Below are 25254 nucleotides of genomic sequence, written 5' to 3'. Positions count from 1 at the left end.
ATTATGGAATTAGATGATTTAAAGAAGACATGGAGTGCGCTGGATAAACAGCTACAAGATAAGGAATTGGTTACAGATCAAGATCTGGAATTAGTTATGAAACAAAAGAGAGAGAACGCTAAAGGAGGTATTAACGCCATCTTGCGGAGTAGCAAAAACATTTTGGCACTTTCGCTTGTAATGATTGCCTTCATTGTTTTTGTACGGTGGTATGACGGTGTATTCTTAAGCGAAGCTTACTTCTGGGCATTGGTGGCAATATTTCCCATTGCCATAGGCTGGAGCATATTTACCATGCACTACCTGCGCCAAACCAACATTGAGGAGATGCCGCTAACAACCGTCATCGAACGCATCAACAAGTATAATTACTGGATGTCGATAGACCGCATTTCGGGCACGGTTATACTATTTGCCTTTGTGCTTATCTCTGCATTCTCACTCAATGTAGGCGAAGGTACTGTCATAAATCCCACCGTATTTGCCACAATATGGATAGTTGCGTTCATTTTTTACTTCTGGTTCATCAACAAATACACATTCAAAAGATTGAAGGATATTCGTAAGAACTTGAATGAATTGAAGGAGCTCTAGCTTATCACCTCAATATGGCTCCTTCCATTTGGTAACTTATCCACTCGTATTTGAACAGGGATGCGTTCGCTCATTTCCTGCACGTGAGAGATAACCCCAATCTTGCGTCCCTGCATCTGTAACTGTTCCAATGCTTCCATAGCTGTGCGCAAGGTGTCTGCGTCCAATGAGCCAAAGCCTTCATCGATAAATAGCGACTCTACTTTCAGGTTTTTGCTTGAAAGCGAAGAGAGCCCCAGTGCCAACGCCAGCGATATAAGAAAAGATTCGCCACCCGAAAGCGAATAGACTGTTCGCACCTCATTACCCATATCACAATCTACCACCTGCAACCCCAAAGTATCGGGTATTTGTTGCAATTTGTAACGTTTAGAAAGATATGACAGATGTTTATTGGCATGGATAAGCAACAGATTGAGAGTATAGCTTTGAGCTATTATCTTAAATTTCTTTCCATCCGCGCTCCCTATCAATTCATTGAGTTTTCCCCATTCATTGGCTATAGATTGCTTCGTTGTAAGTTCTTTTTCAACCTCTTTTAGTTTCAAACGATTAGTTTCTTGTTGCATAACACTTGCATTCAAAACGGAGAGAGCATTCTCCGCTTCTTTAAGGAGCAGTTGCTGTTGAGCAATTAATTCAGGAAGTTCTTCGGGAGAAGCCACCTGTTCTTTCTCTCTTTTTAGTTCCTCAACACGCAGTAGCAATTGATTGATTTCACCGTTTAGTGTGGCAAGTTTATTCTTTTGCATATCAACTTTAACACGCATATCGTCGACGAGTTTCAATAGTTCGGCATCTCGGCGGGCAACATTTGCTTCGGCTATATCGGCACTCATCCCATTAAGTAAAGCAAGACGTTCCTTTTGTAGGGAAGTCAATTCGTCTGTAAGTTGCGAAAAGCGGCTCTTTTCCATAATTTCGTTGGAAACAATAAGTTGCAGCTTTTCTTTCGCAGCCAGTAGTTCTTGCATACACAGCCGACAAGTATTGATGCTTTCCTTGTAAGTATTATATGTGGTACGCAAGGAATTGAGCGTAGAGTCTTGTTGCCTCCAGACCTCCAATTGCCGATGGTACGTTTGTTGGATTGCAGTAAGCGCATCAAGTTGCGTTTCCAATTTACTCAACTTTTGATCAAAGTACAGCAAGACAGACTCCTCTTCGCTAGCAGGGCGAACAGCATCCAATTCTGCTTGTAAACTTTTAACTTTGGCAATCAAGTTCTCCTTTTGTTGTGTAGCATTACGCATATCGCGTTCCAGTGCCACGTATGTGTTATTTACTTGCTGATACTCCTCGGTTATTTGAGTGAACTCCTTTTCGATTGTTCGGTAAATGGTATCTGCCACTTCGTGACCCGCAGCATAAGGATGCTCTTTGCTTCCACATACAGGACAAATCTCTTCGGGCTTCAGTGTTGCGCGAAGCGCTTTCACATCCCTGCCAATAGCAAGGCGGGCTTGCTCGTAGAGTAGTTTGGTGCGCTCAAGTTGTTCTGTCTTACTTTTTAGAACAATGCCACTCTCTATATGAGAAACATTTAACTTCTCTATATGGAGAGTTTGCTCTTGCAGTTCTTTATTTATCCCTTGGAGTTCTTGAGCAATACGTAGCCAATTAACTGTACGTTGTTTATTTTGTTGAAGCTGTTGTTGCTGCTTCACGAGCAAGCTCTGCTCCTCAGTTACACTTGCTATATTGAAAGCATTTAGTGTAACAAGCGCTTGTTCATGAGTTTGTTGCAGATTTACTATTTCTTTTTCTTTATCGCCAAGTAAGCTTATGGCGTGTTTTATTTGTTCCTCAAAAGAAATAGTATTAGGGACCGACAGTGTTTTTAGTTCATGCACAAGTTGCAGTTCTTTGTTGTTCAGAACTTTCTCGGCAGTTACTTTCTGAGCAACGACTTCCTTAAAGGATTTCTCTGCTTGAGTCCATTCGGTTTGTTTGGCTACAATACGAGTATCGAGTTCGCGTGCCTTACGCAAATCGGGTTGTAAAGCTTCACATTTAGATTTGAATTGTTCGTATTCGAGAAGTAGATTCTTTTGTTCCTCTTCTATAGCAGTAAAGTTTTGCTTTTCTTGCTCTTCGACAGCACGCTTTTCGGTTAAAAGCTGTTGTTGTGTATGAAGCGTAAGAACAACCTTTTGCTTTTCGTTCAATAGTACGAGCTGTTTATTAAGAGCATCGCGTTGGGCAACTTGCTGGGTTTGTTTCTCTTTGAGAAGTGTGTATTCTTCTTCATCCAGTAAATCAATTAAAGCTATTTGGCTTTTCAATTGAAGATATGCTTGTTCTGCTTCTTTACTTTGATTGTAAATAGCTTGCGAAATACGTGAATATATTTCCGTACCTGTTAGTTTTTCCAAGAGTTCGGCTTTGGCAGACTCTTTGGATTTAAGGAAAGTGGCAAAATCATTTTGCGCCAGTAAAACAGTACGGGTAAATTGTTCATAGTTGAGCCCTACCAGTGTTGTTAATTGCTTAAGCACCTCCATCTTTGTACCTTGCAATTCTTTATCTTCATCGAGGTTTTTTACTTGTACGGTTTGCTGCTGTAGCGATCCGGTTGCTTTACCTCTCGCTCGTCTTATTGACCAACATGCCTGATAGCGCAGTCCGTCTACTGCTTCGAATATAACTTCGGCATACCCCTCTCCTGTTCCACGACGAAGAATATTGCGTACATCATTTTGGCTTACTTCACTACCTGCACCGTCTTTGAGTTTCAATCCGTCGCCAGCTATCATAAAACGGGGTGTTTTATCATAAAGTGCCAAACAGAGTGCATCAAGTATAGTCGATTTCCCTGCACCTGTAGCGCCCGAAATAGCAAAGATACCGGCAGAAGCCAATGGTTCGGCAGTAAAGTCAATCTTGTAGGTTCCCTCGATTGAAGCCAAATTACTTAGCTTAATAGAAAGAATCTTCATTGGTTACCCTCCTCTTTTTCAATTAATTCTAGCGAAACACAAGTCTTATGAAAGAGTTCCAGTAAATTCTCTGGTATATCACTGTTATAACGTTTTTCATATGCAGCTTTGATTATATCCAGAGGATTCATTCCATCCAGACCAGCAGTTAGCAATTCTTCATCAGCCTCACTACGACCGCCCTGACGGAAAGTTGTAGTAATTCGTGCCAGACGCACTTGCTTCTTACTTACTATATCTCGTATTTCTTGTGGAAGCATGGGGTTGGGTTCATCCAAGAGCACCTTTACCTCCAAGTAAGGAGCAGTAGATATCGAATCTTCTCTCTCGGGTAGGTTTTGTAGTTCTTCCAATACTTCTTCTGGCGACGCGGATTGCGTGGCAGAAACAGAACACATACTAACAAGCGGTGTATACTCCACTTTTTCGATTTCTTTCAACTTCCCTTCTTCAATGCTCACACATACCACTCCATGTTTATAATGCTTTTCGGCAAACGACATGGATAGCGGACTTCCCGCATAACGTACTTGTTCTCTACCCGACACCCGTTGTGCCTTGTGTATATGTCCCAATGCTACATAGGCTACCTGTCCGTCAAATACATCGGGCGAAATACTCTCCAAACCACCAATGATCGTGCGTTCGCTATGGTCTTTCTCGGCTATCTCGGAACCGGTCGCTTGCAGGTGTCCCATTGCAATAAGTGCTTGCGATGATGTTCGCTTGATTTCTGTATGGGCTATCAGTTGTCGATAAAGTTCGCGTACACCTTCTGCATATGCATTCCCCTCAGTTTCCACAGCGGGGTAGTCGCCCTGCCGAAGGTAAGGAACGGCAAGGCAAAAAGCTTCAACTTCTCCTTCTTTATTTTGTATCGGTACTACTAAATCGTCGAGCTGTATCTCTCCCGCTATTTTGCGCACAACACCCTTAATAGTTACTCGCAAATCCTCCACAAGCGGCATGGGTGCTTCAAGGCGTGAAGCTGAGTCGTGGTTTCCTGCAGTTACAATAACCTGCAAGCCCGGATTCTCCCGACTTACCCTACTCAAAAAGCGATAAAACATACGTTGTGAAGTCGCCGAAGGGTTTGAAACATCAAACACATCACCAGCTATGAGTAGCGCGTCAATACTTCGATCTGTTAACTCGCGAGCTAACCAATCCAGAAAATGTTCATGTTCGGCAGTGCGGTCGTAGCTAAAGAAATTCTGCCCTAAGTGCCAGTCGGCAGTATGTATGATTCGCAACATATATAATGAAGTGTATACGGGTTAATTTGAATAGCAAAAGTACGATAAACTAATAAATATCACTTATTTTTGTCAGCAAATCAGCCAAACGAAATCATGAGTAAGAGATGGAAAGTAGTGCTTATTGCACTTGGAATAGTCGCTATTATCGGTATCGGCATAGCGGGAAGTGGATATTACGTTATAAAGTATCCGCAGTTTCATCCGCAAAGGACCGCTTATCTATATATAGATGAAGACGATAATTTAGATTCTATCACCAATCAGATCAGGGCCATTGGCAACCCCAATCGTATGGAAGGTTTCAATTGGCTGGTGCAATACAAAAAATATGGCGAACGCATAAAGACCGGACGCTATGCTATAAAACCGGGCGATAATGCATACGGACTTTACAGTCGTTTGGCAGGCGGTCAGCAAGCACCTGTTAACCTAACTGTTGGCAGCACGCGCACTCTCGATAGGCTGGCTCGCAGCGTAGCCACTCAGCTTATGATTGACTCCGCCGCTATTGCCTCACGCATCTTCGACACTAGTTATATAGAGAAACTGGGATACGATGAAGCCACCATCTACACCCTTTTTATCCCTAACACCTACCAAGTATACTGGAATATGAGCGTCGACGATTTCATTGAACGGATGCAAAAGGAACACGACCGTTTCTGGAACGAAGAGCGCCGTAAGAAAGCAGAAGCCATCGGTCTGTCGCCCATAGAGGTAATTACTCTCGCCTCCATCGTAGATGAAGAAACCAACAGCAATGCCGAGAAACCCATTGTAGCCGGACTATACATCAACCGTCTGCATAGAGGTATGCCGTTGCAAGCCGACCCTACTGTGAAATTTGCAAACAAAAACTTTGAAGCACGCCGCGTAACAAACGCCATGCTTGCCGCCGACTCGCCCTACAACACCTATAAGTACAGCGGTCTGCCTCCCGGTCCTATCCGCATCGCGTCTATTCAAGCCATAGATGGAGTACTAAATCGCACAAAGCATAACTATTTGTATATGTGCGCCAAAGAAGACTTCTCCGGATCGCATAACTTTGCTACAACGCTTGCAGAGCATAATGCCAACGCGAGGAAGTATCATAAAGCTTTGAATGAGAGGGGGATTTATAGATAAAGAAAAGTAATTATTTCAAGGTAGCTACCCTCTCAATACATATCCTTTCTTCGGCAAGGAAGCAATAGTCACCCCGCTATCTATCGCCAATGCTCTGCGTATATAGGTTATCTGTACATTCAGTGCAAGCGAATTAGCATACGAGCTATCACCCCAAACCATTTTGAGTAGTTGTTCACGTTCTACTGCAAGATTAATATTTGATGCCAATATTCTGAGTATCTCCGCTTGGCGGGAGGTTATCAATGCTTTGTTACTCCCCATACGCAATTCGTTGGTATTGAAATTGAATACGGTATTACCGAATTTATAGATCTCTTCGGGCACGAACTCCACCGAGAGTACTTCGAAGCGTTCGCGAATACGGGCAAGAAGTTCTTCGGGATAGAATGGTTTTGCCAGGTAATCATTCCCCTTCAAGCTGAAACCTTTCAGGCGGTCGGATTTATCGGATCGGTCGGACAAAAAGAAAATGAGTGTTTGCTTATCTGTTTCGCGTATCTTTTCGGCTACTTCAAAACCATTGAGACCGGGCATATTAATATCGAGCAACACTAAATCCGGTTTTATCAGCGAGAACTGTGCGAAGGCTTTCAATCCGTTTCCGGTATATGTTACATCGTAGCCTTCACGTTCGAGAAAGCGTTTGATAACCATAGAGTATTTCAGGTCATCGTCGACAAAGAGTATTTTGAATGGTGGTTTCATTGTGGGATAGATAACGTTATGATGGTTCCGCAGCCAACGTTGCTATGCAAGGAAACCTTGCCATGATGTGCTTCGCTAATCAGTTTAACATAGCTTAGTCCAAGACCTAAACCAGGAATTGTGCTATCTGGTAAATTCGCTCCGCGATAGAACTTGGCAAAGACTTTTTCTTGTTCAAACAAGGGAATGCCAATGCCATCATCGGATATGGCAAGTAGTAACTCTCGCCCTGTGCGCGTTGCTTTTATATCAATATGTACTTTCGTGTTAGAGTATTTAATGGCATTCTCTATCAGGTTGTTCAACACATTGGCAAGGTGTATAGGATCTGCTTCAATCAGAGGCGAATCCATAAAAAAGGATTTAGAGAAGGTAACCGTTTTACCTTGTGGAACATCAATCAGACGAATAACTTTGTCGGTAAGTTCTTCCAAGTCAAAGCGTACCAGATTCAATGGCGTTTGGTCACTATCGGCACGTAACATATCTTTTAGTTTGGCAAGATAGGCGGAAAGGTTATCCAGTTCGAACATAGAGTCTTGAATTACCTGTGCGGTAATGACTTCATTGGAACGCATTTCTTTATCCCCAAGATACGCCACAAAAGTTTTCAGTGTCTGTACCGGACGTTTCAGTTCGTGTATCATGGTATTCACAAAGTTTTGTCGCATCTCTCCAATCTTTTTCTGCTTAAGAATGGTTCGTATTTGAAACACAAGGCAACCGATGAGCAACAATATCAAGCCGAAAGCCAACAACAACTGTACCGCCATTCGAGCAAACAGCGGTTGGCTTTTAATCGGTATATTTACCACAATACCCAGTCGCTGAAAAGGGCTGTAAGCGTATGCTACTTCCAAGCGAGGAGACAAGATGCTTCCCTGCCGTTTCCATGAAGATCGGTATATAGTATCGCCAACCGCCCAAGGATGTATTTCAAAGGTATTTCCAGATAGTTCGGCTACAAGTATAGAGTCGAAAGCAGCTTCCCGAAACGGAGTTATATTATTAGTTAGCGCAACAGTTACAAAGTGCTGAATGCTATCCACCGACATATCGGTGTCAATCCAAAGCGACAAACCCGAAAGAGAGAAAGGTTGCTCTACCGCCCTTTTTACATCCGTATTTACCGAATCGAGCAGGTGTTGCGCTTGCAGCAATATCGTTTTCCGTATGGAGTCGGTTAGTACAGAATCAGCTTCGTTGTTTTGCTGTGCATCCGTCTGAATGTAGGCAAAAGAGAGGTGTTTAGAATCCTCAAGTGCACCCGAATCGGCTATGTTACTTATTTTCGTATTCATTATATAAGAATACTGCCCTTTGCCTTTGCGCATGGCATACTCTTCTTCGCCTGCACTATACACTTTCTGCGCAAGTTCTTCTGAGTATCCATTCAATACAAACTGATACTGATTGTAGAGCCAATATAGCTGTACCGCTATAACAAGCAGTGCCGAAACAAGCGAAAGCACCCATACCACACGAATTCTTTTCTCCATTCTTTAATCTGTTTTGCACAAAGATAAATAGGAACGCTCACGTGCGCAAAGACACAAACCGGTTTTTATCGCAGAGTAATAATTCAGTAATAAAAACAGGTGCTACGGCTGAAGAGTAGAAGCTATTTTTGCTTTATGTTTTGAAACGCGAGCTGCACGGAGTTTAAGCTCCCATGCGGCATCGTAATAAAAGACTCTGCGCAACTCGCGTTTCAAAAAAAACACTTAAGACCCAAAAGAAAATGAAACAAATCATGAAATGTATGGCAATAGCAGGTATTATACTCTGCTTGCCGAAAACAGCCTTTGCGCAGATGAACATCAACATTGTTAACAAGAACGAAGTATTAAAGGCAGAAGCTATTGACGAGGTATTATTCTCCGTACAGTACGAAACCACATTCCTCCCGGACACACTCAATACCGAGAAAGTACTTAATGAAACCATGATGCTCAAAGTGGGCAAAAAGAGTTCGGTGTACTACAGCTATGCCAAGTTCCTCACCGACTCCATTATCGAAATAGATAAAAAGAACGGAGCAAGCATAGATGTTATTAGCGCGCACATGGAGCAATACAATTCCAAGGTTAGTTACAAGATTTACAAAAACCACCCGGTAGGTAAAGTTACTTACTTAGACCAACTGGGCATGAATCGTTTTCTATGCGAAGAAAAGATGGAAATGCCCAAGTGGACACTCCTGTCCGACACCATGACCATTGCCTCATACGTATGCCAAAAAGCAACATGTAGCCTTTACGGAAGGAATTATGAAGTGTGGTACACTACCGAAATAGCACGTGGTGATGGCCCGTGGAAGTTACAAGGTTTGCCCGGACTCATTCTGAAAGCACAAGACACACAAGGGCATTACACTTTTGTATGTACAGGCATCACACAAAATCACGACAAGGAAAACAAAATCATGTATAGTACAGATGGTTATCAACCCATTAGCCGCAAAGAACTAAACAAGATGTACACACGCTATGCTGCCGATCCTGTGGGTTTTGTTACTTCATCGGCTCCCAATGTTCAGATAGTGGTTAGAGGCGCAGACGGCAACCCGATAAAGAAGCCCGTGAATACACCTTTCAATCCAATAGAGAGAGAATAAACAGGGAATTATGAACAAAACAATCGTCCTTCTTCTTTTATTCTGTTGCTGCTCTGCCGCCGCGCAAACAACCTATCAAGGTGTAGTAACTGATGCCGAAACAAACGAACCTTTGGAAATGGCAACCGTGCGCTTGGTAAAGGGAAGCTATGAACAACTCATCAGCTATGCGCACACCGATAACAAAGGGAGTTTCGCTATTATACCCGAAGAAAATATAGATTCGTTATACATCATTGTATCTATCCTTGGCTATAAAACAACAAAAAGAGTTGCCTTGTCCCAAAAATCAATGCAGATACAAATGCAACCCGAAGCCATCAGTCTGCGCGAGGTCTTGATAAAGCCGGGACGTGTATCGGGAAGGAGAGATACGATTAACTATAGTTTGGGAGACTTTATCTCTTCGCAGGACGAAAGTATGAAGGATGTGTTGAAGAAACTTCCCGGAATAAACGTAGACAACAATAGCGGAAAAATTTCCTACAACGGCAAAGACATCAGCAAGTTTTATATAGAAGGCATGGATCTGACAGACGGACGCTACAATCAAATAAACAACAACCTGCAAGCCAAAGCCGTTGATGTGGTGCAAGTACTGGAAAATCATCAGCCGGTACGTATGCTGAAAGAGAAGATAAACAGCGAAGAGGTTGCTATCAACCTGAAGCTAAAGCCCGAGTTTAGAGATAAATGGATGGTTAGCCTGCAAGGAGGAGTTGGTTACTCTGCCAACAAAGAGGAAGAGCTATTGCAACAAATCAATCTAAATGCCTTGCAACTTAGCCGAAAAAGTCAATCGGTATATGCTTACAAACACAACAACAACGGTAATGATATAACAACGGAGAACAACAGATTGACTCTCAACACATCCGATCGCATCAGCGAAAGCAGCATACCGGGTTTTCTTTCTCAACCCACACTATCGGCGCCGCTCAAACAGGAACGGTTATTATTCAATGATGTACATACGCTATCGGGCAATCGCTTGTACAAAGTGGGCGAAACAACGCAGCTTCGCATCAATGCCGCATATACACACGATGCGCGCAGGCAAAAACGCGGTAGCGAAACAACCTACTATCAGTCCGAAGATACCATTAGAATAGCCGAAGAGAGTAACAGCCACATTCGTTCAAACAAAGGAGAAGTGGGTTTGCACTTAGAGAACAACACCGAGAAGTATTTTCTTACCAATCGCCTGAACCTGCTTGGAGAATGGGAGAAAGGAAACACCGCATATAGCGGCAAACAAAATAGCAGTCAACAAATACAAACCACCAGTATAGGCATTAAGAATGAGCTGAAAAGCATTTGGAACAAAGGTAACGCCACACTGGAGGCGGCATCATTGGTGCGCTATTATCACTTGCCATCCGAACTCCGGGTGAAAGAAAGAGAGATGAAACAACGCATCAGCCTGAATCATTTCTATACACACAACTATTTTGCATGGTTAAAGAAGAAAGGATACTTCACACAGCGGTACACCACAGGAATAACACTGCAAGGAAGCAACATAGGCAACAGTTACAGCGGCTACTTTACTCCCTATTGGCAATACAATACAGGTAAGTGGAGAAGTTCTTTGTCGGCTCCGCTTACACTGACGAAGTATACGAAAAGAGGTTTTGCACAGGCAAATACAAGTCCCACATTCTACCTGCATTATAGATACAACTACGCTTGGCAATTCTCGCTAACAGGTAGTTATCGCGAGAGTTACGGCGACCTAACGACCCTTTATACTACTCCTTATTATACAGATTACCGGCACACGGTGAGCAATAGTGGAGAAGTCAGCATTAACCGCAACCAATATTACTCGGCATACGGAGAGTACAAGAACACAATTAAAGAATTCTTTGCCACGCTATCTGTTTCGCACCAACGGGGCTGGAGCAGCCACACGTACGAAGAAGTAATAACAGCAGAAGAAGTAGCAGCCGTTTCGCGTAAACAATCAGTACGTTCGGAAACATGGAATGCTCGCGGACAGTTATCCAAAGGTTTCTTTGACTATAACCTGAAGGCTTCATTGAATTATACCTTTGGCTGGTCAAGAACAGAAAGAATCAGTAGCGGGTTGCTCCTACCTGTAACATCCACCTATATGTTTTACGAACCGAAGATAGCTTGGACACCGGGCAAATTAGGTATCGACTACGAAGGAACATTCAGATATGGCGGAAGCAAGATAGGTAGCAATACCAAACTCACTCCCTTATTGAACATTGTACAGAAAATAATTCTCTCTTATCGTATCTCACCGTCCGTCGAACTCGGCTGCACTGCCGATCATTATTACAACGATGTAAGTAGTAGTAAAGGAGTAAATGCTTTCTTGCTGGATGCATCGGCACAGTGGAAGCCGGGTTCGTGGACTATCTCACTGGCAGCCAACAACCTGCTCGACAAGCAGCAATACAGCTACACACAATACAGTTCCCTGCAAAGCTACTCCTCGTGGGTAAATATAAGAGGAAGAGAGATTTTGATACTACTTGGATACAGATTTTGACTTTTTGAAGAAGTCGCGCACAGGATATACAAACATATTCTGGAGCTTCTTCTTAGTACCTCTGCGTATTAGCCTCGCGCGTTGACGCAACAAAATAGACGTGCAACAGTTGAGTGGATTCTTTCCCCGTCGAAGTGCGTACTGCTCTACAAACCACACCAGTTGAGGCAGCGAAAGTCCTAAAGAATTGACTGATTTCAAACACTCGCCCAAGGATAGTTTGCCAAACTTCATCTGGTTTATATCGATAAGTGCGAATTGATACCCCTGTTCGGTTTGGTAATAAAGAGCGTTGGAAAGATTATAATCGTAGTGCAATACCCCTTTCTCGTGTATCTGGACTGTGAAGTCCACAAATGCGTCCAGTATTTCTTTGTAGCCTTCGCGTTCTTCGTACACAGCATCTTCTACCGAAGGGTGTCCCATAAAAGTAGAAACAAAGTATCCGGTATGAAATACACCACCCTTTTTGAGTTCGATATAAGCAACCGGTTCGGGAGTATCTATACCCAACGACTCTAAACGGAAAGCAAACTCGTAGGCACGTCTTGCCTTCGTTAGCCTAAAGTAAGAATAAATCACCTGATTTACCCGTGTAGGTCTTTTGTACTTCTTAATAACAAAAACCTGCCCGTCAACTTCTATCTGATAGATGGAGTTTCGTTTCTCTCTGATGATAGAGTTGCCTGTAAATTTTCGTGTTGGCAATTCGTTGATAATATCAGAAAGATGACTGTATTTAGGATTGATAACTACTTTCATAATCGGACAAAAGTAATACAATAAGAGATAACATAGATACGTCATGTGCTTTTTTTACCTTTTTTCAGATTAGACACAGGTGCGGCAACTACCATTATTCCATCAAAACAGAGGCGATAGTACCTAAACTCGTCTTTCACCCTTTCTTTTTGCTTTTTGACTAAAGAAAACATTCTTCTACCTTCGAGAGAGAACATGCCTTACAAGCCTTCTGAAAGGGTTTTCAAGGAGAGAAATTTGCTTATGGACGAACGACTGTTTGCCATAAGCTCGCGACCCATCTTCCATAAGCATTCAGAGCGTTTGCCTATGGCAAACAGTTGCTCATCCATAGGAAGAGAAAGAAAAGTGGACTGTGTTTGAATGTGAAACTGACTGTGTTCTTTCTATGTTCTGACTGTGTTTTTACTCAAAACCCAGTCAGAAAAACAGGCACTACAAGTCTTGTAGGGCACATTTCGAATAAAATGAGTGTTTTTCACACTGTTTGAGGCGTTTTTTCTAAAGCCGATTTCCTGCGATTTTTCCTGTCCACGCGTTGGTTTCTCTCATTTTATCGCATTCTCGGAGGCTTTGACATTTTGATAGTTTGGTACCAAAGAGAAGTAAGGCAAACGTAAATATTCTTCAATCTCAAGAGGCAATTAATCATGTTTTTTTATAGTGCATGTCATTGATAAAAGAAGAGTATTCAGTATCTTTACACAATAATTTGAAACAAAAGAGAAGAAAAAACTAATAAATAAAAGCAATTAATGATGAGCAAACAACTCTTACTTGGCGATGAAGCCATAGCACAAGCAGCGCTGGATGCCGGTTTGTCTGGCGTTTATGCCTATCCGGGAACGCCCTCTACGGAAATTACCGAGTATATTCAGGCGGCACCCATTACTGCCCAAAACAATATACACCATCGTTGGGCTTCGAACGAGAAAACAGCAATGGAAGCTGCTCTCGGCATGTCATTCGTTGGTAAACGTGCCCTTGTATGTATGAAACACGTAGGCATGAACGTAGCAGCCGACTGCTTTATCAATGCCGGTGTAACAGGTGTAAACGGCGGACTCCTCGTGCTTGCTGCCGACGACCCCAGCATGCACTCCTCACAAAACGAGCAAGACAGCCGTTTCTATGGCGACTTCGCACTGATACCTATGCTGGAACCCAGCAATCAACAAGAAGCGTATGATATGACATACAATGGTTTTGAACTTTCGGAAAAGACCGGCGAACCCGTATTATTGCGCATCGTTACCCGCTTGGCACACTCGCGTGCAGGGGTAGAAACAAAACCACAAAAGCCACAAAACGAGATATCTTTCAGCGAAGACCCACGCCAGTTCATTTTGTTGCCGGGCAATGCTCGCAAGCGTTACAAAGAGCTGTTGGCTAATCAAGCCGAATTCATTAAAGCTTCGGAAGAGTCTCCTTATAATAAATACACCGACGGGCCAAACAAAAAAATGGGTATCGTAGCTTGTGGCATAGGCTACAACTACCTGATGGAGAACTATCCCGAAGGTTGCGAATATCCGGTGCTTAAAATAGGACAATACCCACTACCCAAGAAACAGTTGGAACAACTGGTTGCCTCGTGCGAAGAGATATTAGTGCTCGAAGATGGTCAGCCTTTTGTGGAGAAAAAACTCAAAGGCTACCTCGCCAAAGGTCTGAAAGTAAAAGGACGCTTAGATGGAACCCTCCCACAAGATGGTGAACTGACACCTGATACCGTAGCCAAAGCAGTAGGAAAAGAAAACACTTCTACTTTTACCACACCCAACTTGGTAGCGATGCGTCCACCTGCGCTTTGCGAAGGTTGCGGACACCGCGATGTGTACACCGTGCTTACCGAGGTATTGAAAAAAGAATACCCTACACATAAAGTATTCAGCGACATCGGTTGCTATACATTGGGAGCCAACGCACCATTCAACGCCATTAACTCATGTGTAGATATGGGTGCTTCCATCACCATGGCAAAGGGTGCTTCGGAAGGTGGGCTACATCCTGCAGTGGCAGTAATAGGCGACTCTACCTTCACCCACTCGGGCATGACGGGGTTGCTGGACTGCGTAAACGAGGAAAGCAACGTTACAATCGTTATTTCGGACAATGAAACCACGGCCATGACCGGTGGACAAGACTCGGCAGGAACAGGTAAGATTGAAGCCATCTGCAAAGGAATTGGTGTAGATCCCGCACACATTCGTGTGTTTGTACCATTGAAGAAGAACTATGAAGAAATGGCACAAATCATCCGTGACGAAATCAATTACAAAGGCGTATCGGTTATTATCCCACGCAGAGAGTGCATCCAAACATTGAAACGCAAAAAAAGAAACTAATGAAAAAAGATATCATTCTATCAGGTGTGGGTGGACAAGGAATCCTTTCCATTGCCACAGTTATTGGACAAGCAGCGCTCAAAGAGGGCTTGTACATGAAACAAGCGGAAGTACACGGCATGAGCCAGCGTGGTGGTGACGTACAGTCCAACCTGCGCATCAGTGACAAACCAATTGCATCAGACCTCATTCCACATGGCAAGTGCGACCTCATCATCTCACTCGAACCGATGGAAGGTTTGCGCTACCTACCCTATTTACAACCCGAAGGTTGGTTGGTAACAAACGCCACACCGTTTATCAACATCCCCAATTACCCCGAAGTGGATGATGTTATAGGCGAAATAGAGAAACTTCCTAATAAGATAATCCTTGATGTGGATAAGGTAGCAAAAGAAATTGGTACAGCCCGTGTAGCCAATATGGTGCTATTGGGAGCAACTACACCTTTCCTTGGCATTGAGTTTGCCAAAATACAGGACAGCATTCGCGATATTTTTGGTCGTAAGGGAGAAGCCATCGTAGAGATGAACCTCAATGCCCTGAACGCAGGAAAGAAGATTGCAGAACAATTTATGTAACAGTACGTAGCACACAAAGAAATGAATACGACAACAGGTAACAAGTTTTGGGAAGAAAAGATTGAGACAATAAGTAAAGAAGATTTGCGTGAGCTGCAGTTGCAGCGGTTAAAGAAAACCATTGCAACTGCAGCAAATTCGCCTTTTTATAAACAAGTATTCGAGGAGAATGGTATTTCGCCCGATATATTACAAACAGTGGATGACATCCGCAAACTACCCTTTACTACAAAGGCGCATCTGCGAGATAATTACCCCTTCGGCTTAGTATCGGGAGACTTAAAAGATGCTGTTCGACTGCACTCTTCGAGCGGTACAACAGGAAACCCCACAGTGATTGTACACTCGCAACACGATTTAAGTTCGTGGGCGAACCTCGTGGCACGCTGCCTTTACATGGTAGGGCTACGCAATACAGATGTGTTTCAAAACAGTTCGGGCTACGGTATGTTTACCGGTGGACTGGGATTTCAGTATGGTGCCGAACGATTGGGTGCACTCACCGTACCTGCCGCTGCCGGCAACAGTAAGCGACAAATTAAGTTTATTACCGACTTTAAGACTACCACGCTACATGCTATTCCAAGTTATGCCATCCGTTTGGCGGAGGTATTCCAAGAAGAAGGTATTGATCCGCACGACACCAGCCTGACGACTCTTGTTATTGGAGCCGAGCCACATACCGACGAACAACGCAAGAAGATTGAGAAAATGTTGGGCGTAAAAGCATACAACAGTTTTGGTATGTCGGAGATGAATGGTCCGGGTGTAGCCTTTGAATGTACCGAACAAAACGGAATGCACTTCTGGGAAGACTGTTTCCTGGTAGAAATCATCGATCCCGAAACCGGAGAGCCTATGCCCGAAGGTGAAATTGGCGAACTGGTACTTACCACACTCGACCGTGAAATGATGCCGTTAATTCGCTACCGCACACGCGACCTTACCCGCATTATTCCCGGAGAATGTCCTTGCGGACGCACGCACCTGCGCATTGACCGCATCAAAGGAAGAAGCGACGATATGTTTATCATCAAGGGAGTTAATATCTTCCCCATGCAGATTGAGAAAATATTGGTACGTTTTGCCGAGCTGGGAAGTAACTACCTCATTACACTCGACACCAAGGATTACCAAGACACAATCATTGTAGAAGTAGAGTTGAGCGACCTATCGACCGATAACTACATTGAGTTGGAGAACATTCGCAAAGAAATTACCCGCCAATTGAAAGACGAGATTTTGGTAACACCAAAGCTAAAACTCGTAAAGAAAGGCTCACTACCGCAAAGCGAAGGAAAAGCTGTGCGGGTTAGAGACCTGCGTGGAGATAAAGCGTAAAGGGATAATTAAGAAATAGACAGTAGCTCTTTCGCATTATTCAAAGCCGCATCCGTCAGTGTGGCTCCACTCAACATACGCGCAATTTCCAACACCCGCTCCTCCTGCGACAGTAGGCGGATGTGGCTGTTTGTCTCCGTTTCGTTGTCTTGCTTATATACTAAATAGTGCGCAGTTCCTCTGGAAGCTATCTGCGGAAGGTGCGTAATACTAATTACCTGACGCTCTTGTTGCGCCATCTCTTGCATGATATCCGCCATCTTATCGGCTATTTCGCCCGATACACCTGTATCTATTTCATCGAATATAATAGTAGGAAGCTTTATTGCCCCTGCTATCATTGCCTTCATGGAAAGCATTACACGTGCTATTTCACCACCCGAAGCAACGGAGGAAATCTTTTGAAGCATCCCATTTTTATTAGCAGAGAAGAGAAACGCAACTGTATCGCCGCCGCTTGCCCCTAGCTCCTTCTTTGTTTCCATTTCAACAGAAAAGCGAATATTGGGCATACCCAGCGGGATAAGGCGATTCACCATTTGTTTTTCTACCATACGGGCAGCTTCGGCACGCTTCGTTGTTAGCTTTGCAGCCTGTGCTTTCAACTTATCGTATTCAGCTGCCAACTGCTTGTTCAATGCTTCTATCTGCATATCAAAGGATGTTATTTCCGACAGTTTGGCGTTATATTCTTCTTGTATTTGCAATAGTTCCGCAACAGAAGAGACACGATGTTTTTGTTGCAGCGAGTAGATGAGGTTTAAGCGGTCGGTTACCTCTTCCATACGGGCAGGATTGAAAGATACACTTTCTTCCCTGTCGCCAATTTCTTCGGCTATATCTTTAAGCTCAATGTAGGAGCTGCGCATACGTTCGGAAAGTTCGGTAGCAGGCAGGTATACCTTTTCTATATTTTGCAAAGTACTAACTGCATCCTTCAGTGAAGAAAGCAAACCCTGCTCATCAGAGGTTAGTATGACATTCGCTTTATAGAGTCCTGCTTTTATTTCTTCGGCATGAGTAAGCATTTCGGCTTCTTGCTCCAGCTCCTCCTGCTCACCTTCGGAGAGTTTTGCCTCCTCCAATTGTGTTAGTTGAAAACGCAGATAGTCTTCGTCGGCACTACTTTGGAGAGCTTTTTCTTTGAGGTCGGCAAGTTCTTCATGGAGGTTCTTCCATGTGGCATATAATAAGGTGTAGTTGTTTAACAAATCACCATTGCCCGCCAACACATCAAGCACATTGAGTTGAAAATCTTCCCTATTCAACAGTAAGTTCTGGTGTTGTGAGTGTACATCAATCAACTGTTCGCCCAGCTCTCTCATCTGCGCAAGCGACACAGGTGTATCGTTGATAAAGCCGCGACTCTTACCCGAGGCAGCAATCTCCCTGCGAAAGATGCACTCTGTTTCGTACTCCAACTCATTTTGCTCAAAGAACTCCTGAAAATTGTATGCAGTTATATCAAAGCGCGCCTCAATAACACATTTTGTAGCACCCTGGCGAATGGATTTAATATCAGCACGCTGCCCAAGCAACAAGCCAATAGCACCTAAAATAATGGACTTACCTGCACCTGTTTCACCTGTAATAACTGAGAAACCTGCATTAAACACAATGTCCAAACTCTCTATCAGGGCATAGTTTTGTATATATAAAGAACGTAGCATTGTTCGTTTCGCTATTTATTGTTGTTTGATTTTTACCCACTCACTATTGAGTGACGGATTGATTTGCGACAGTAAGGTGTACATATCTTCCCTTTCGCGTTGCGACCCTACGCTAAAGATATTGACTAACTCGTCTTTCTTTATTTCGGTAAATAGTTGTGGCAACACCGACATGGGTTTATTCTCTTTGGCTTGCTTCAACTGTTCCAGCATGGTAGAGATATTGGCACGCGCACGCGATGAATTCGTAGACATTTCATCCAGACCTTTACGATGATATTCGTACATTAACTGACGCAATGGTTTCATTCCTTCATCCAGATAATCGGTTATAATGGCATGGCGGTTGCGATTACTATCAAATGCGCGCCAGCCTGTTTCGCCTATCATCTGTGCTGCAGTAACAATGTTTTCTGCGGAACGGAGCAATTCAGTACCACCAAGCAGCGACATTGTATCCATATCAAAGCCAATAATCAGGTAGACATAGTAAGCGATTACAGCAGTGAGATTATTGTCAATGGTATTGTCGCGCAGTTCCAACGGGTCGTACTCAAGATAATTAAAGTCTACGCTTGCATCTCTAAAACTAAATATAACCGTAGAATATGAAGATTGCCATACAGGACGCGTAGCTTGCACTTGCAAATCACACGAGAAGCGTCCGTTGTCGTTATACTCCTTCACAGTAAGATTGATACTGCAATTGATTCGTTCATTGACATCGTATTGCGCATGTGTCCACTTCCGTTCATTGACAAAGCTCTTAAGAGCATCTTCCAAAGTTTTGAATACTTGCGTACTTGTTCCTTGAATTTGCGAATGATTAACCGCAACGTTGCAGTTTAGCTCCTGCGCAACAGCAGAAAACGAAAAAGCAAGTAGCAGGAGTAGGACAACATTCTTCATCGCTTTATATATTATAAGGTGGAAACCAGTTTGTCGACAATGTCTCCAGCAACTTCCTTTTTACTTTTCAACTCATAGTGTTGCTGTTCACCTTTACTGTCTATAATCGTAATTTTGTTGGTGTCATATTGAAAACCTGCTCCCGCATCCTTGAGCGAGTTCAAGACAATGAAGTCCAGATTCTTGCGCTTCAGCTTACTTTGAGCATTATTCTCTTCATTGTCTGTTTCGAGTGCAAAACCAACTAAACGCTGATTAGGCTGTTTTATCTTTCCTAAAGCAGCGGCTATATCTTGCGTAGGCTTGAGGTTTAACACTAAATCCTCTTCTCCCCGCTTTACTTTTTTGTCGGTAGGGTTGGCAACTGTAAAGTCGGCAACAGCAGCACAAAGTATACCTGCGTCTGATTGAGGGAAGCAGTCAAGCGCGGCTTCGTACATTTCGGCGGCAGAGGATACGTTTATTCGTTGAATGTTGGATGCGGTAGTTTGCTGTTGCACAGGACCTGCAATTAATGTCACCTCTGCTCCTCTTTGCGCACACTCATCGGCAAGAGCAAAGCCCATCTTACCCGAAGAGTAGTTACCAATAAAGCGCACCGGATCTATCTTTTCATAGGTAGGGCCAGCAGTGATAACGATTTTCTTTCCGGCTAAATCGGTTTTAGCAGCAAAGAACTGTTCCAACACACTAATGATAACATCGGGTTCTTCCATTCTTCCTTTTCCTACCAAGTGACTTGCCAATTCGCCCGATGCCGGTTCAATAATGTGATTACCAAAGGAGCGCAATGTATCTAAGTTCTTCTGCGTAGAAGGATGTGCAAACATATCCAAGTCCATAGCCGGTGCAACAAACACGGGCGCTTTGGCAGAGAGATAAGTAGTAATCAACATATTATCTGCAATGCCGTTTGCCATTTTACCAATGGTAGCGGCAGTAGCAGGTGCAATCAGTACGGCATCTGCCCATAATCCAAGATCTACGTGGCTGTTCCATGTACCATTACGCTGGGCGAAGAAGTCGCTAATAACCGGCTTGCTCGTTAATGCGGAGAGAGTAATGGGCGTAATAAACTCTTTTCCGGCAGGGGTAATAACCACTTGTACCTCTGCTCCTTTCTTTATCAACCCGCGGATAATATAGCAAGCTTTGTAGGCGGCAATGCTACCCGTTATTCCTAATATTATTTTCTTTCCTTTCAGCATGGTTTCTATTTTCCTGTCAGTTCGCGCAAACGTATTTTGGTGAGCATGGCTTTAGTATTAAGTGTGAAATCATTGCCAAGTATCCAGCCGTAATAGCCGGGATCTCTCTTTAGCACTTCGGTTACAGCTAAACCTTTGTACTTGCCAAAGTTGAAAACCTCCACACCATTATCATCATATACCATACGTCCGGCAAAGTCTACATTGCGATTAAAACTTGAATAGTTGGATAAGAAAGCTACATCATTTTGCAGTTCTTCGTATCTATCCAATTGTGACATTAGCACTTCGTAGGTTGCGCGCGTATCTGCTTCCGCCGTATGGGCATCGTCCAGATTCTTATCACAATAGAACTTATAGGCGGCAGAGAGTGTGCGTTGTTCCATTTTGTGGAAAATCACCTGCACATCTACCAGTTTACGATGCGACAGATCAATGTCTACACCTGCCCGCAAAAACTCTTCAACCAACACAGGTACATCGAAACGGTTGGAATTAAAACCAGCTAAATCACACCCTTCAATATCATTAGCAATGCTTTGAGCAACTCCTTTGAAGGTGGGGCAATCGACTACATCCTGATCATAAATACCATGTATGGCCGAAGCTTCTTCGGGGATGTGCATTTCGGGATTGATACGCATGGTTTTGGACTCTTCATTACCATTGGGATGCACCTTGAGGTAACAGATTTCAACGATGCGGTCGCTATTTATGTTTGTACCGGTAGTCTCCAAATCAAAGAAGACAAGCGGGTTCTTTAAGTTCAATTTCATGAGTTAAATTATTACGTATAATACATTAATGGTATAAAGTAAAGAGAGTTCCACAAAGTAGAATTTGATCTTCCTTTGTGGAACTCCACTGTTACTTTGTTGTTTTATTAATCATTCAACATCATCGGCATGAGCAGCATCAAAAGATTTTCATCTTTCTCCTGTTCTACCGGCACAATGGTTCCTGCGCGCGATGGATCGGCGAGCTCTATCACTACTTCGTCGGCAGTGATGTTGTTCAGGATATCAATCAGGAATGTTGATTTGAAGCCAATGCTCATTGGGTTACCGGCATATTGACATGCTTGTTTTTCTTCTGCCGATGTAGAGTAGTCAATATCTTGCGCTGAAATAACAATCAGATTCTCTTCCAAACGCAACTTTATCAAACTGCTGGCTTGTGACGAGAAAATAGATACACGACGCAACGCGCCAAGCAACATTTGTCGGTCAACAATAACTTTATGCGGATTGTTTTGCGGAATAACCGAGTTGTAGTTAGGATATCTTCCTTCAATGAGGCGGCACACCATACGGAATTTCTCCAGCGTGAATACCGCATTACGTTCATCAAACTCAATTGTTACCTGTCCGTGTTCTTTAGGGAGTAACGCTTTCATCAGATTGGCGGGTTTCTTTGGGAAGATAAAGGCTGCACGCTCTTTACCTTGAGCAGCAAGGCTCTTGAAGCGAACCAATTTGTGCCCGTCTGAGGCTACCATCGTAATATCTTCGGTGGTGATGTCGAAATAAATACCATTCATTACCGGACGAAGTTCATCATCTGCCGTAGCAAACAGCGCGCGGTTAATACCGTTTAGCAAAATGGCTGCATCCAACTCAACCTTTACCGCGTTTTCGCCTAATGTAGCCGACTGTGGATATTCAGCAGCATTCTGTCCCATAAGGCTATATTTACCATTCTGGTACATCACGGTGATTTCGTAATTGTCTGATATATCAAAAGTGAGCGGTTGCTCTGGAATCTCTTTCAACGCGTCTAAGAGCGTTTTTGCTACCACGGCAAACCTACCGTCTTTATCGCTTTCGTTTACCTCGACAGCCGTTACCATTGTTGTTTCAGTATCCGAAACGGTAATGGACAACATTCCATCTTTCAAATCAAAAAGGAAACAATCCAATATTGGCAATGTGTTCTTCGAATTAATAACACGGCTAATCGCCTGTAAATGACTAAACAACGCTGTGCTCGAAACGATAAATTTCATATTAGTTCTTATTTTTAATTTATTCTCTTTGTGTTTTCTTACAGGCTTCTGCCTATGAGGACAAAGTTACGAAAAAAAAATCCGTACTTGCAATAAGTAGAAAAGAAAAACGACACACCCTTCGGCTATTCATTGAAAAGTTGTACCTTCGCACAAGTAAATAATTAAAATAAAATATGGAATTCAGCGGAAAAGTAATAGCGGTACTCCCTCCTAAAAGTGGAACTGCCAAGTCGACAGGTAATGAGTGGAAAGCTCAAGAGTATGTAGTAGAAAACCACGACCAATACCCAAAGAAGATGTGTTTTGAGGTATTCGGATCCGAAAAGATAGAACAATTCAACATTCAAATGGGCGAAGAACTTACTGTTTCGTTTGATATTGACGCGCGTCAATGGAATGACAGATGGTTCAATAGTATCCGTGCATGGAGAGTAGAGCGCGTAGCAGCAGGCTCAGCACCCATGGCAGGTGCCGGAAGTCCGGTTCCTCCTCCTATGGGAGCACCCGCACCGGAGTTTACACCGGGAGACGCGAATGATGATTTGCCATTCTAAGTAAAGATTTAAACGCAGAAACGCGGATTAACACAGGGCATGTTTAAAGTTTCAAAGAACATCCTGTGTTAATCCGCGTTTACGTTTTTACCTATTCTCCTTTATACAGTAGCACCAAATTGGGATACAACACCTCTTCCACACATACAAACTGCACCGACATCAGGAAGTGGTTAAAGAAATCCGCGTTGCGGAAGAAGAAGTTGGGAACCAACCGGGCATAATCATCCGGCTGTTGCAATATCTGTTGCATATCGACTAAAACAAGGAAGTTGTACGAATCGGAAACATTGACTATAGCCGCTTCATAAAAAGGATTTCCCTCCAAGAACTCTTCTGCCTGAGTTTGTTCCAAATACGCCTCCACACTACGTTTTGTACCAATCAGCATCGTTTCTCTGCGAAAAGTGGCATAGAGCGGTTCGTCAATATTCATAATACCGGTAAACTGCGTAAATAGCGTATTCGCCGGCAACTCATACAGCGAGAGTGGTTTATAATAGGCGTTTATCCTGACAGCCAAATCTTTCTCGGCAACATCGGCAAGCAAGACAGGAATAGAAACAATGGCGCAAGGAGTATGCAAGGTATCTTTCGACTGAAAGAAGCCGGTAGTAGCCGAATGACAGGCATGAGATTTCAAAAAGTCCGAGAGCAAGGAATCATACTCTTGAATATCCGATACGGATTGAGTTGCAAGGAAGTAGGTAGTCTTGGGAAGCAAATCTCCCGGAAAGCCTTGCAATGGGGTTTGTTTGCGCAGAAGATTCATAAAGTTAGGAGATGAATCATTATCATTATTCATACCCGAACAGTACACAGCATCTCCGTTCATGGTAAGCAAGAACTCGGTCCATCCACCAAACGGCATCGAGGCACAAAGTTCATCATTGCTCCTACCCATACTCAACGACTGCATGCGCAGATAAACCTTTGCCTGACCACCCGTTTTTCCGGCGGTTCGTATCCGCTGCAAACTTTTATCGGCAAGAACAGACTCCTTAGAAAGGCGTGTATCGATAACCTCTTCTATTAATCTCTTCTGGTAACTTATAACGAAGAATTCCGACGTGAGGTAACACGAAAGGAATTCGTCATTGGGCATGGGGTATATACGGATTTCCTGACCACGATAATCGAAGTATTTCGTAGGGAAAGAGCTATCGCAATATTTCTTAATGAAGTGCTCCACCAAATTATAATCGCCTGCACCCAACCTGCAATAAAGCACTTGTTGCCTGTCATTATCGGGTGCATGAAAACTAATCAGCATATTGTTCATTTGCCGGCTTAATCCATGCGGAACATCATCGAGCAGTGTATTTATGTGGTCTTTCAGTAAGGAAAAAAGGCGGGAAACGTAGAGGAAATTTCCATCCTGACTACAATTCAAGTTGTTCAGGCTTTTGATAAACTCCGTCACATCTTGTGTATCTACAATAACAGTCGAGGAAGAAGGCACAAGTGTGTAAAGGTCAAAATCCTCCGCTTTCTCGGTCGCACTCATCCGTGTGTACATAAGGGCAACAATCCCCATACAAGCAAGTATAGCAGAAAGCGTAAGTACCATCCTTATCAGCGCACGAATCTTCATGACCTTAACTATCGTATTGAAACATTTGTTTGCAAATATAATAAATTTTGCAAACAAAACAAAACGTTAGAAAAAATATGTTTGATTCTACTAAAAATAATATTATAAACAACAACAGCCAATGGCAAAGATGAATATAAAAGTACTATTAGTTATTTAATTAAACATTTGGAAGAGCAGTGAGAAGTGGGCAAACTATCAAAATGTCAAAGCCGCCAAGAATGCGATAAAATGAGAGAAACAGATGCGTGGGCAGAAAAAATCGCAGGAAATCGGCTTTAGAAAAAACCCTCAAATAGTGTGAAAAACACTCGTATTATTCAATACATGCCCTATACGACTTGTAACGCCTGTTTTTCTGACTTTGTTTTGAGTAAAAACAAAGTCAGAACATGGAAAGAACACAGTCAGTTTCACAGACAAACACAGTCCACTTTTCTTTCTCTGCCTATGGATGAGCAACTGTTTGCCATAGGCAAACGCTCTGTGTGCCTATGGAAGATGGGTCGC

General features: G+C 43.2%; 19 protein-coding genes. 8 read left to right on the top strand and 11 right to left on the bottom strand.

The window, feature by feature from the left end:
• The first annotated feature begins 3 nt into the window (after window positions 1-3).
• Complete coding sequence (locus tag D0T50_RS03265) at window positions 4-594, top strand: hypothetical protein (RefSeq protein WP_163221939.1); 591 nt, start codon at window positions 4-6, stop codon at window positions 592-594.
• Here the strand turns inward: D0T50_RS03265 and D0T50_RS03260 are convergent.
• The gene (locus D0T50_RS03260; protein ID WP_163221937.1) at window positions 591-3533 is read right to left on the bottom strand and encodes an AAA family ATPase; all 2943 of its coding nucleotides are present in this window, start codon (window positions 3531-3533) and stop codon (window positions 591-593) included. The genes D0T50_RS03265 and D0T50_RS03260 overlap by 4 nt on opposite strands.
• Entirely contained in the window at window positions 3530-4789 is a 1260-nt protein-coding gene (locus D0T50_RS03255) for an exonuclease SbcCD subunit D C-terminal domain-containing protein (RefSeq protein ID WP_163221935.1), read from the bottom strand. The genes D0T50_RS03260 and D0T50_RS03255 overlap by 4 nt, the downstream gene beginning before the upstream one ends.
• 93 nt (window positions 4790-4882) lie before the next feature.
• On the opposite strand from D0T50_RS03255, the gene mltG reads away from it, so the two are divergent.
• The gene (gene mltG, locus D0T50_RS03250; RefSeq protein ID WP_370520872.1) at window positions 4883-5920 is read left to right on the top strand and encodes an endolytic transglycosylase MltG; all 1038 of its coding nucleotides are present in this window, start codon (window positions 4883-4885) and stop codon (window positions 5918-5920) included.
• A gap of 24 nt (window positions 5921-5944) precedes the next feature.
• Here mltG and D0T50_RS03245 read toward each other — a convergent pair whose 3' ends face one another.
• Window positions 5945-6628, bottom strand: coding sequence for a response regulator transcription factor (locus D0T50_RS03245; protein ID WP_163221931.1), 684 nt, complete (start codon window positions 6626-6628; stop codon window positions 5945-5947).
• Entirely contained in the window at window positions 6625-8127 is a 1503-nt protein-coding gene (locus D0T50_RS03240) for a sensor histidine kinase KdpD (RefSeq protein ID WP_163221929.1), read from the bottom strand. Before D0T50_RS03240 ends, D0T50_RS03245 begins: the two co-directional genes overlap by 4 nt.
• Before the next feature lie 242 nt (window positions 8128-8369).
• Between D0T50_RS03240 and D0T50_RS03235 the strand changes: the two genes are divergently transcribed.
• Window positions 8370-9245: a GLPGLI family protein gene (locus D0T50_RS03235; protein WP_239058188.1), complete on the top strand. Its 876-nt coding sequence runs from the start codon at window positions 8370-8372 to the stop codon at window positions 9243-9245.
• A gap of 10 nt (window positions 9246-9255) precedes the next feature.
• A complete protein-coding gene (locus tag D0T50_RS03230) occupies window positions 9256-11769 on the top strand; it encodes a carboxypeptidase-like regulatory domain-containing protein (protein WP_163221927.1) in 2514 nt (837 codons plus the stop codon).
• Here D0T50_RS03230 and D0T50_RS03225 read toward each other — a convergent pair.
• On the bottom strand, window positions 11749-12531 hold the full coding sequence (locus tag D0T50_RS03225) for a lipopolysaccharide kinase InaA family protein (protein WP_163221925.1): 783 nt from the start codon (window positions 12529-12531) through the stop codon (window positions 11749-11751). The two genes, D0T50_RS03230 and D0T50_RS03225, sit on opposite strands and share 21 nt — an antisense overlap.
• 758 nt (window positions 12532-13289) lie before the next feature.
• Between D0T50_RS03225 and D0T50_RS03220 the strand changes: the two genes are divergently transcribed.
• Genes D0T50_RS03220 through D0T50_RS03210 form a run of 3 tightly spaced genes read left to right on the top strand, consistent with a single transcriptional unit; the run spans window position 13290 to window position 16801 of the window.
• Window positions 13290-14879 (top strand): thiamine pyrophosphate-dependent enzyme, encoded by a 1590-nt coding sequence (locus tag D0T50_RS03220; RefSeq protein ID WP_163222202.1) that lies wholly within the window; start codon window positions 13290-13292, stop codon window positions 14877-14879.
• Entirely contained in the window at window positions 14879-15460 is a 582-nt protein-coding gene (locus D0T50_RS03215) for an indolepyruvate oxidoreductase subunit beta (RefSeq protein ID WP_163221922.1), read from the top strand. Before D0T50_RS03220 ends, D0T50_RS03215 begins: the two co-directional genes overlap by 1 nt.
• Window positions 15461-15481: 21 nt before the next feature.
• Complete coding sequence (locus D0T50_RS03210) at window positions 15482-16801, top strand: phenylacetate--CoA ligase family protein (RefSeq protein WP_163221920.1); 1320 nt, start codon at window positions 15482-15484, stop codon at window positions 16799-16801.
• Window positions 16802-16809: 8 nt separating this feature from the next.
• Here the strand turns inward: D0T50_RS03210 and recN are convergent, their stop codons facing one another.
• From recN to dnaN, 5 genes are all read right to left on the bottom strand, one after another.
• Window positions 16810-18471 carry a DNA repair protein RecN gene (gene recN / locus D0T50_RS03205; RefSeq protein WP_163221918.1) on the bottom strand — a complete coding sequence of 554 codons (1662 nt, stop codon included), beginning with the start codon at window positions 18469-18471 and terminating at the stop codon, window positions 16810-16812.
• Window positions 18472-18486: 15 nt separating this feature from the next.
• A complete protein-coding gene (locus D0T50_RS03200) occupies window positions 18487-19380 on the bottom strand; it encodes a DUF4835 family protein (RefSeq protein WP_163221917.1) in 894 nt (297 codons plus the stop codon).
• 11 nt (window positions 19381-19391) lie between these two features.
• The gene (coaBC, locus tag D0T50_RS03195) at window positions 19392-20588 is read right to left on the bottom strand and encodes a bifunctional phosphopantothenoylcysteine decarboxylase/phosphopantothenate--cysteine ligase CoaBC (RefSeq protein ID WP_163221914.1); all 1197 of its coding nucleotides are present in this window, start codon (window positions 20586-20588) and stop codon (window positions 19392-19394) included.
• Between the two features lie 5 nt (window positions 20589-20593).
• Window positions 20594-21364, bottom strand: coding sequence for a 3'-5' exonuclease (locus D0T50_RS03190; protein WP_163221912.1), 771 nt, complete (start codon window positions 21362-21364; stop codon window positions 20594-20596).
• 107 nt (window positions 21365-21471) lie between these two features.
• Window positions 21472-22593 carry a DNA polymerase III subunit beta gene (gene dnaN / locus D0T50_RS03185; RefSeq protein WP_163221910.1) on the bottom strand — a complete coding sequence of 374 codons (1122 nt, stop codon included), beginning with the start codon at window positions 22591-22593 and terminating at the stop codon, window positions 21472-21474.
• Window positions 22594-22769: 176 nt separating this feature from the next.
• Here dnaN and D0T50_RS03180 point away from each other — a divergent pair, with 176 nt between their 5' ends.
• Window positions 22770-23150: a DUF3127 domain-containing protein gene (locus D0T50_RS03180; protein ID WP_163221908.1), complete on the top strand. Its 381-nt coding sequence runs from the start codon at window positions 22770-22772 to the stop codon at window positions 23148-23150.
• A gap of 91 nt (window positions 23151-23241) precedes the next feature.
• Here the strand turns inward: D0T50_RS03180 and D0T50_RS03175 are convergent, their stop codons facing one another.
• Window positions 23242-24744: a DUF3352 domain-containing protein gene (locus tag D0T50_RS03175; protein WP_163221906.1), complete on the bottom strand. Its 1503-nt coding sequence runs from the start codon at window positions 24742-24744 to the stop codon at window positions 23242-23244.
• Window positions 24745-25254: the final 510 nt, after the last annotated feature.

The organism is Bacteroides sp. 214 (genome assembly GCF_010501015.1).
Taxonomy (GTDB): Bacteria; Bacteroidota; Bacteroidia; order Bacteroidales; family Bacteroidaceae; genus Bacteroides.
Note: the sequence above shows the minus strand (reverse complement) of the source record. Positions and strands in the feature narration are given on the sequence as shown.

Coding starts and splice junctions, on each gene's coding strand:
- D0T50_RS03265 (WP_163221939.1), top strand. CDS start 4: ATGGAATTAGATGATTTAAAGAAGACATGGAGTGCGCTGGATAAACAG.
- D0T50_RS03260 (WP_163221937.1), bottom strand. CDS start 3,533: ATGAAGATTCTTTCTATTAAGCTAAGTAATTTGGCTTCAATCGAGGGA.
- D0T50_RS03255 (WP_163221935.1), bottom strand. CDS start 4,789: ATGTTGCGAATCATACATACTGCCGACTGGCACTTAGGGCAGAATTTC.
- D0T50_RS03245 (WP_163221931.1), bottom strand. CDS start 6,628: ATGAAACCACCATTCAAAATACTCTTTGTCGACGATGACCTGAAATAC.
- D0T50_RS03240 (WP_163221929.1), bottom strand. CDS start 8,127: ATGGAGAAAAGAATTCGTGTGGTATGGGTGCTTTCGCTTGTTTCGGCA.
- D0T50_RS03235 (WP_239058188.1), top strand. CDS start 8,370: ATGAAACAAATCATGAAATGTATGGCAATAGCAGGTATTATACTCTGC.
- D0T50_RS03230 (WP_163221927.1), top strand. CDS start 9,256: ATGAACAAAACAATCGTCCTTCTTCTTTTATTCTGTTGCTGCTCTGCC.
- D0T50_RS03225 (WP_163221925.1), bottom strand. CDS start 12,531: ATGAAAGTAGTTATCAATCCTAAATACAGTCATCTTTCTGATATTATC.
- D0T50_RS03220 (WP_163222202.1), top strand. CDS start 13,290: ATGAGCAAACAACTCTTACTTGGCGATGAAGCCATAGCACAAGCAGCG.
- D0T50_RS03215 (WP_163221922.1), top strand. CDS start 14,879: ATGAAAAAAGATATCATTCTATCAGGTGTGGGTGGACAAGGAATCCTT.
- D0T50_RS03210 (WP_163221920.1), top strand. CDS start 15,482: ATGAATACGACAACAGGTAACAAGTTTTGGGAAGAAAAGATTGAGACA.
- recN (WP_163221918.1), bottom strand. CDS start 18,471: ATGCTACGTTCTTTATATATACAAAACTATGCCCTGATAGAGAGTTTG.
- D0T50_RS03200 (WP_163221917.1), bottom strand. CDS start 19,380: ATGAAGAATGTTGTCCTACTCCTGCTACTTGCTTTTTCGTTTTCTGCT.
- coaBC (WP_163221914.1), bottom strand. CDS start 20,588: ATGCTGAAAGGAAAGAAAATAATATTAGGAATAACGGGTAGCATTGCC.
- D0T50_RS03190 (WP_163221912.1), bottom strand. CDS start 21,364: ATGAAATTGAACTTAAAGAACCCGCTTGTCTTCTTTGATTTGGAGACT.
- dnaN (WP_163221910.1), bottom strand. CDS start 22,593: ATGAAATTTATCGTTTCGAGCACAGCGTTGTTTAGTCATTTACAGGCG.
- D0T50_RS03180 (WP_163221908.1), top strand. CDS start 22,770: ATGGAATTCAGCGGAAAAGTAATAGCGGTACTCCCTCCTAAAAGTGGA.
- D0T50_RS03175 (WP_163221906.1), bottom strand. CDS start 24,744: ATGAAGATTCGTGCGCTGATAAGGATGGTACTTACGCTTTCTGCTATA.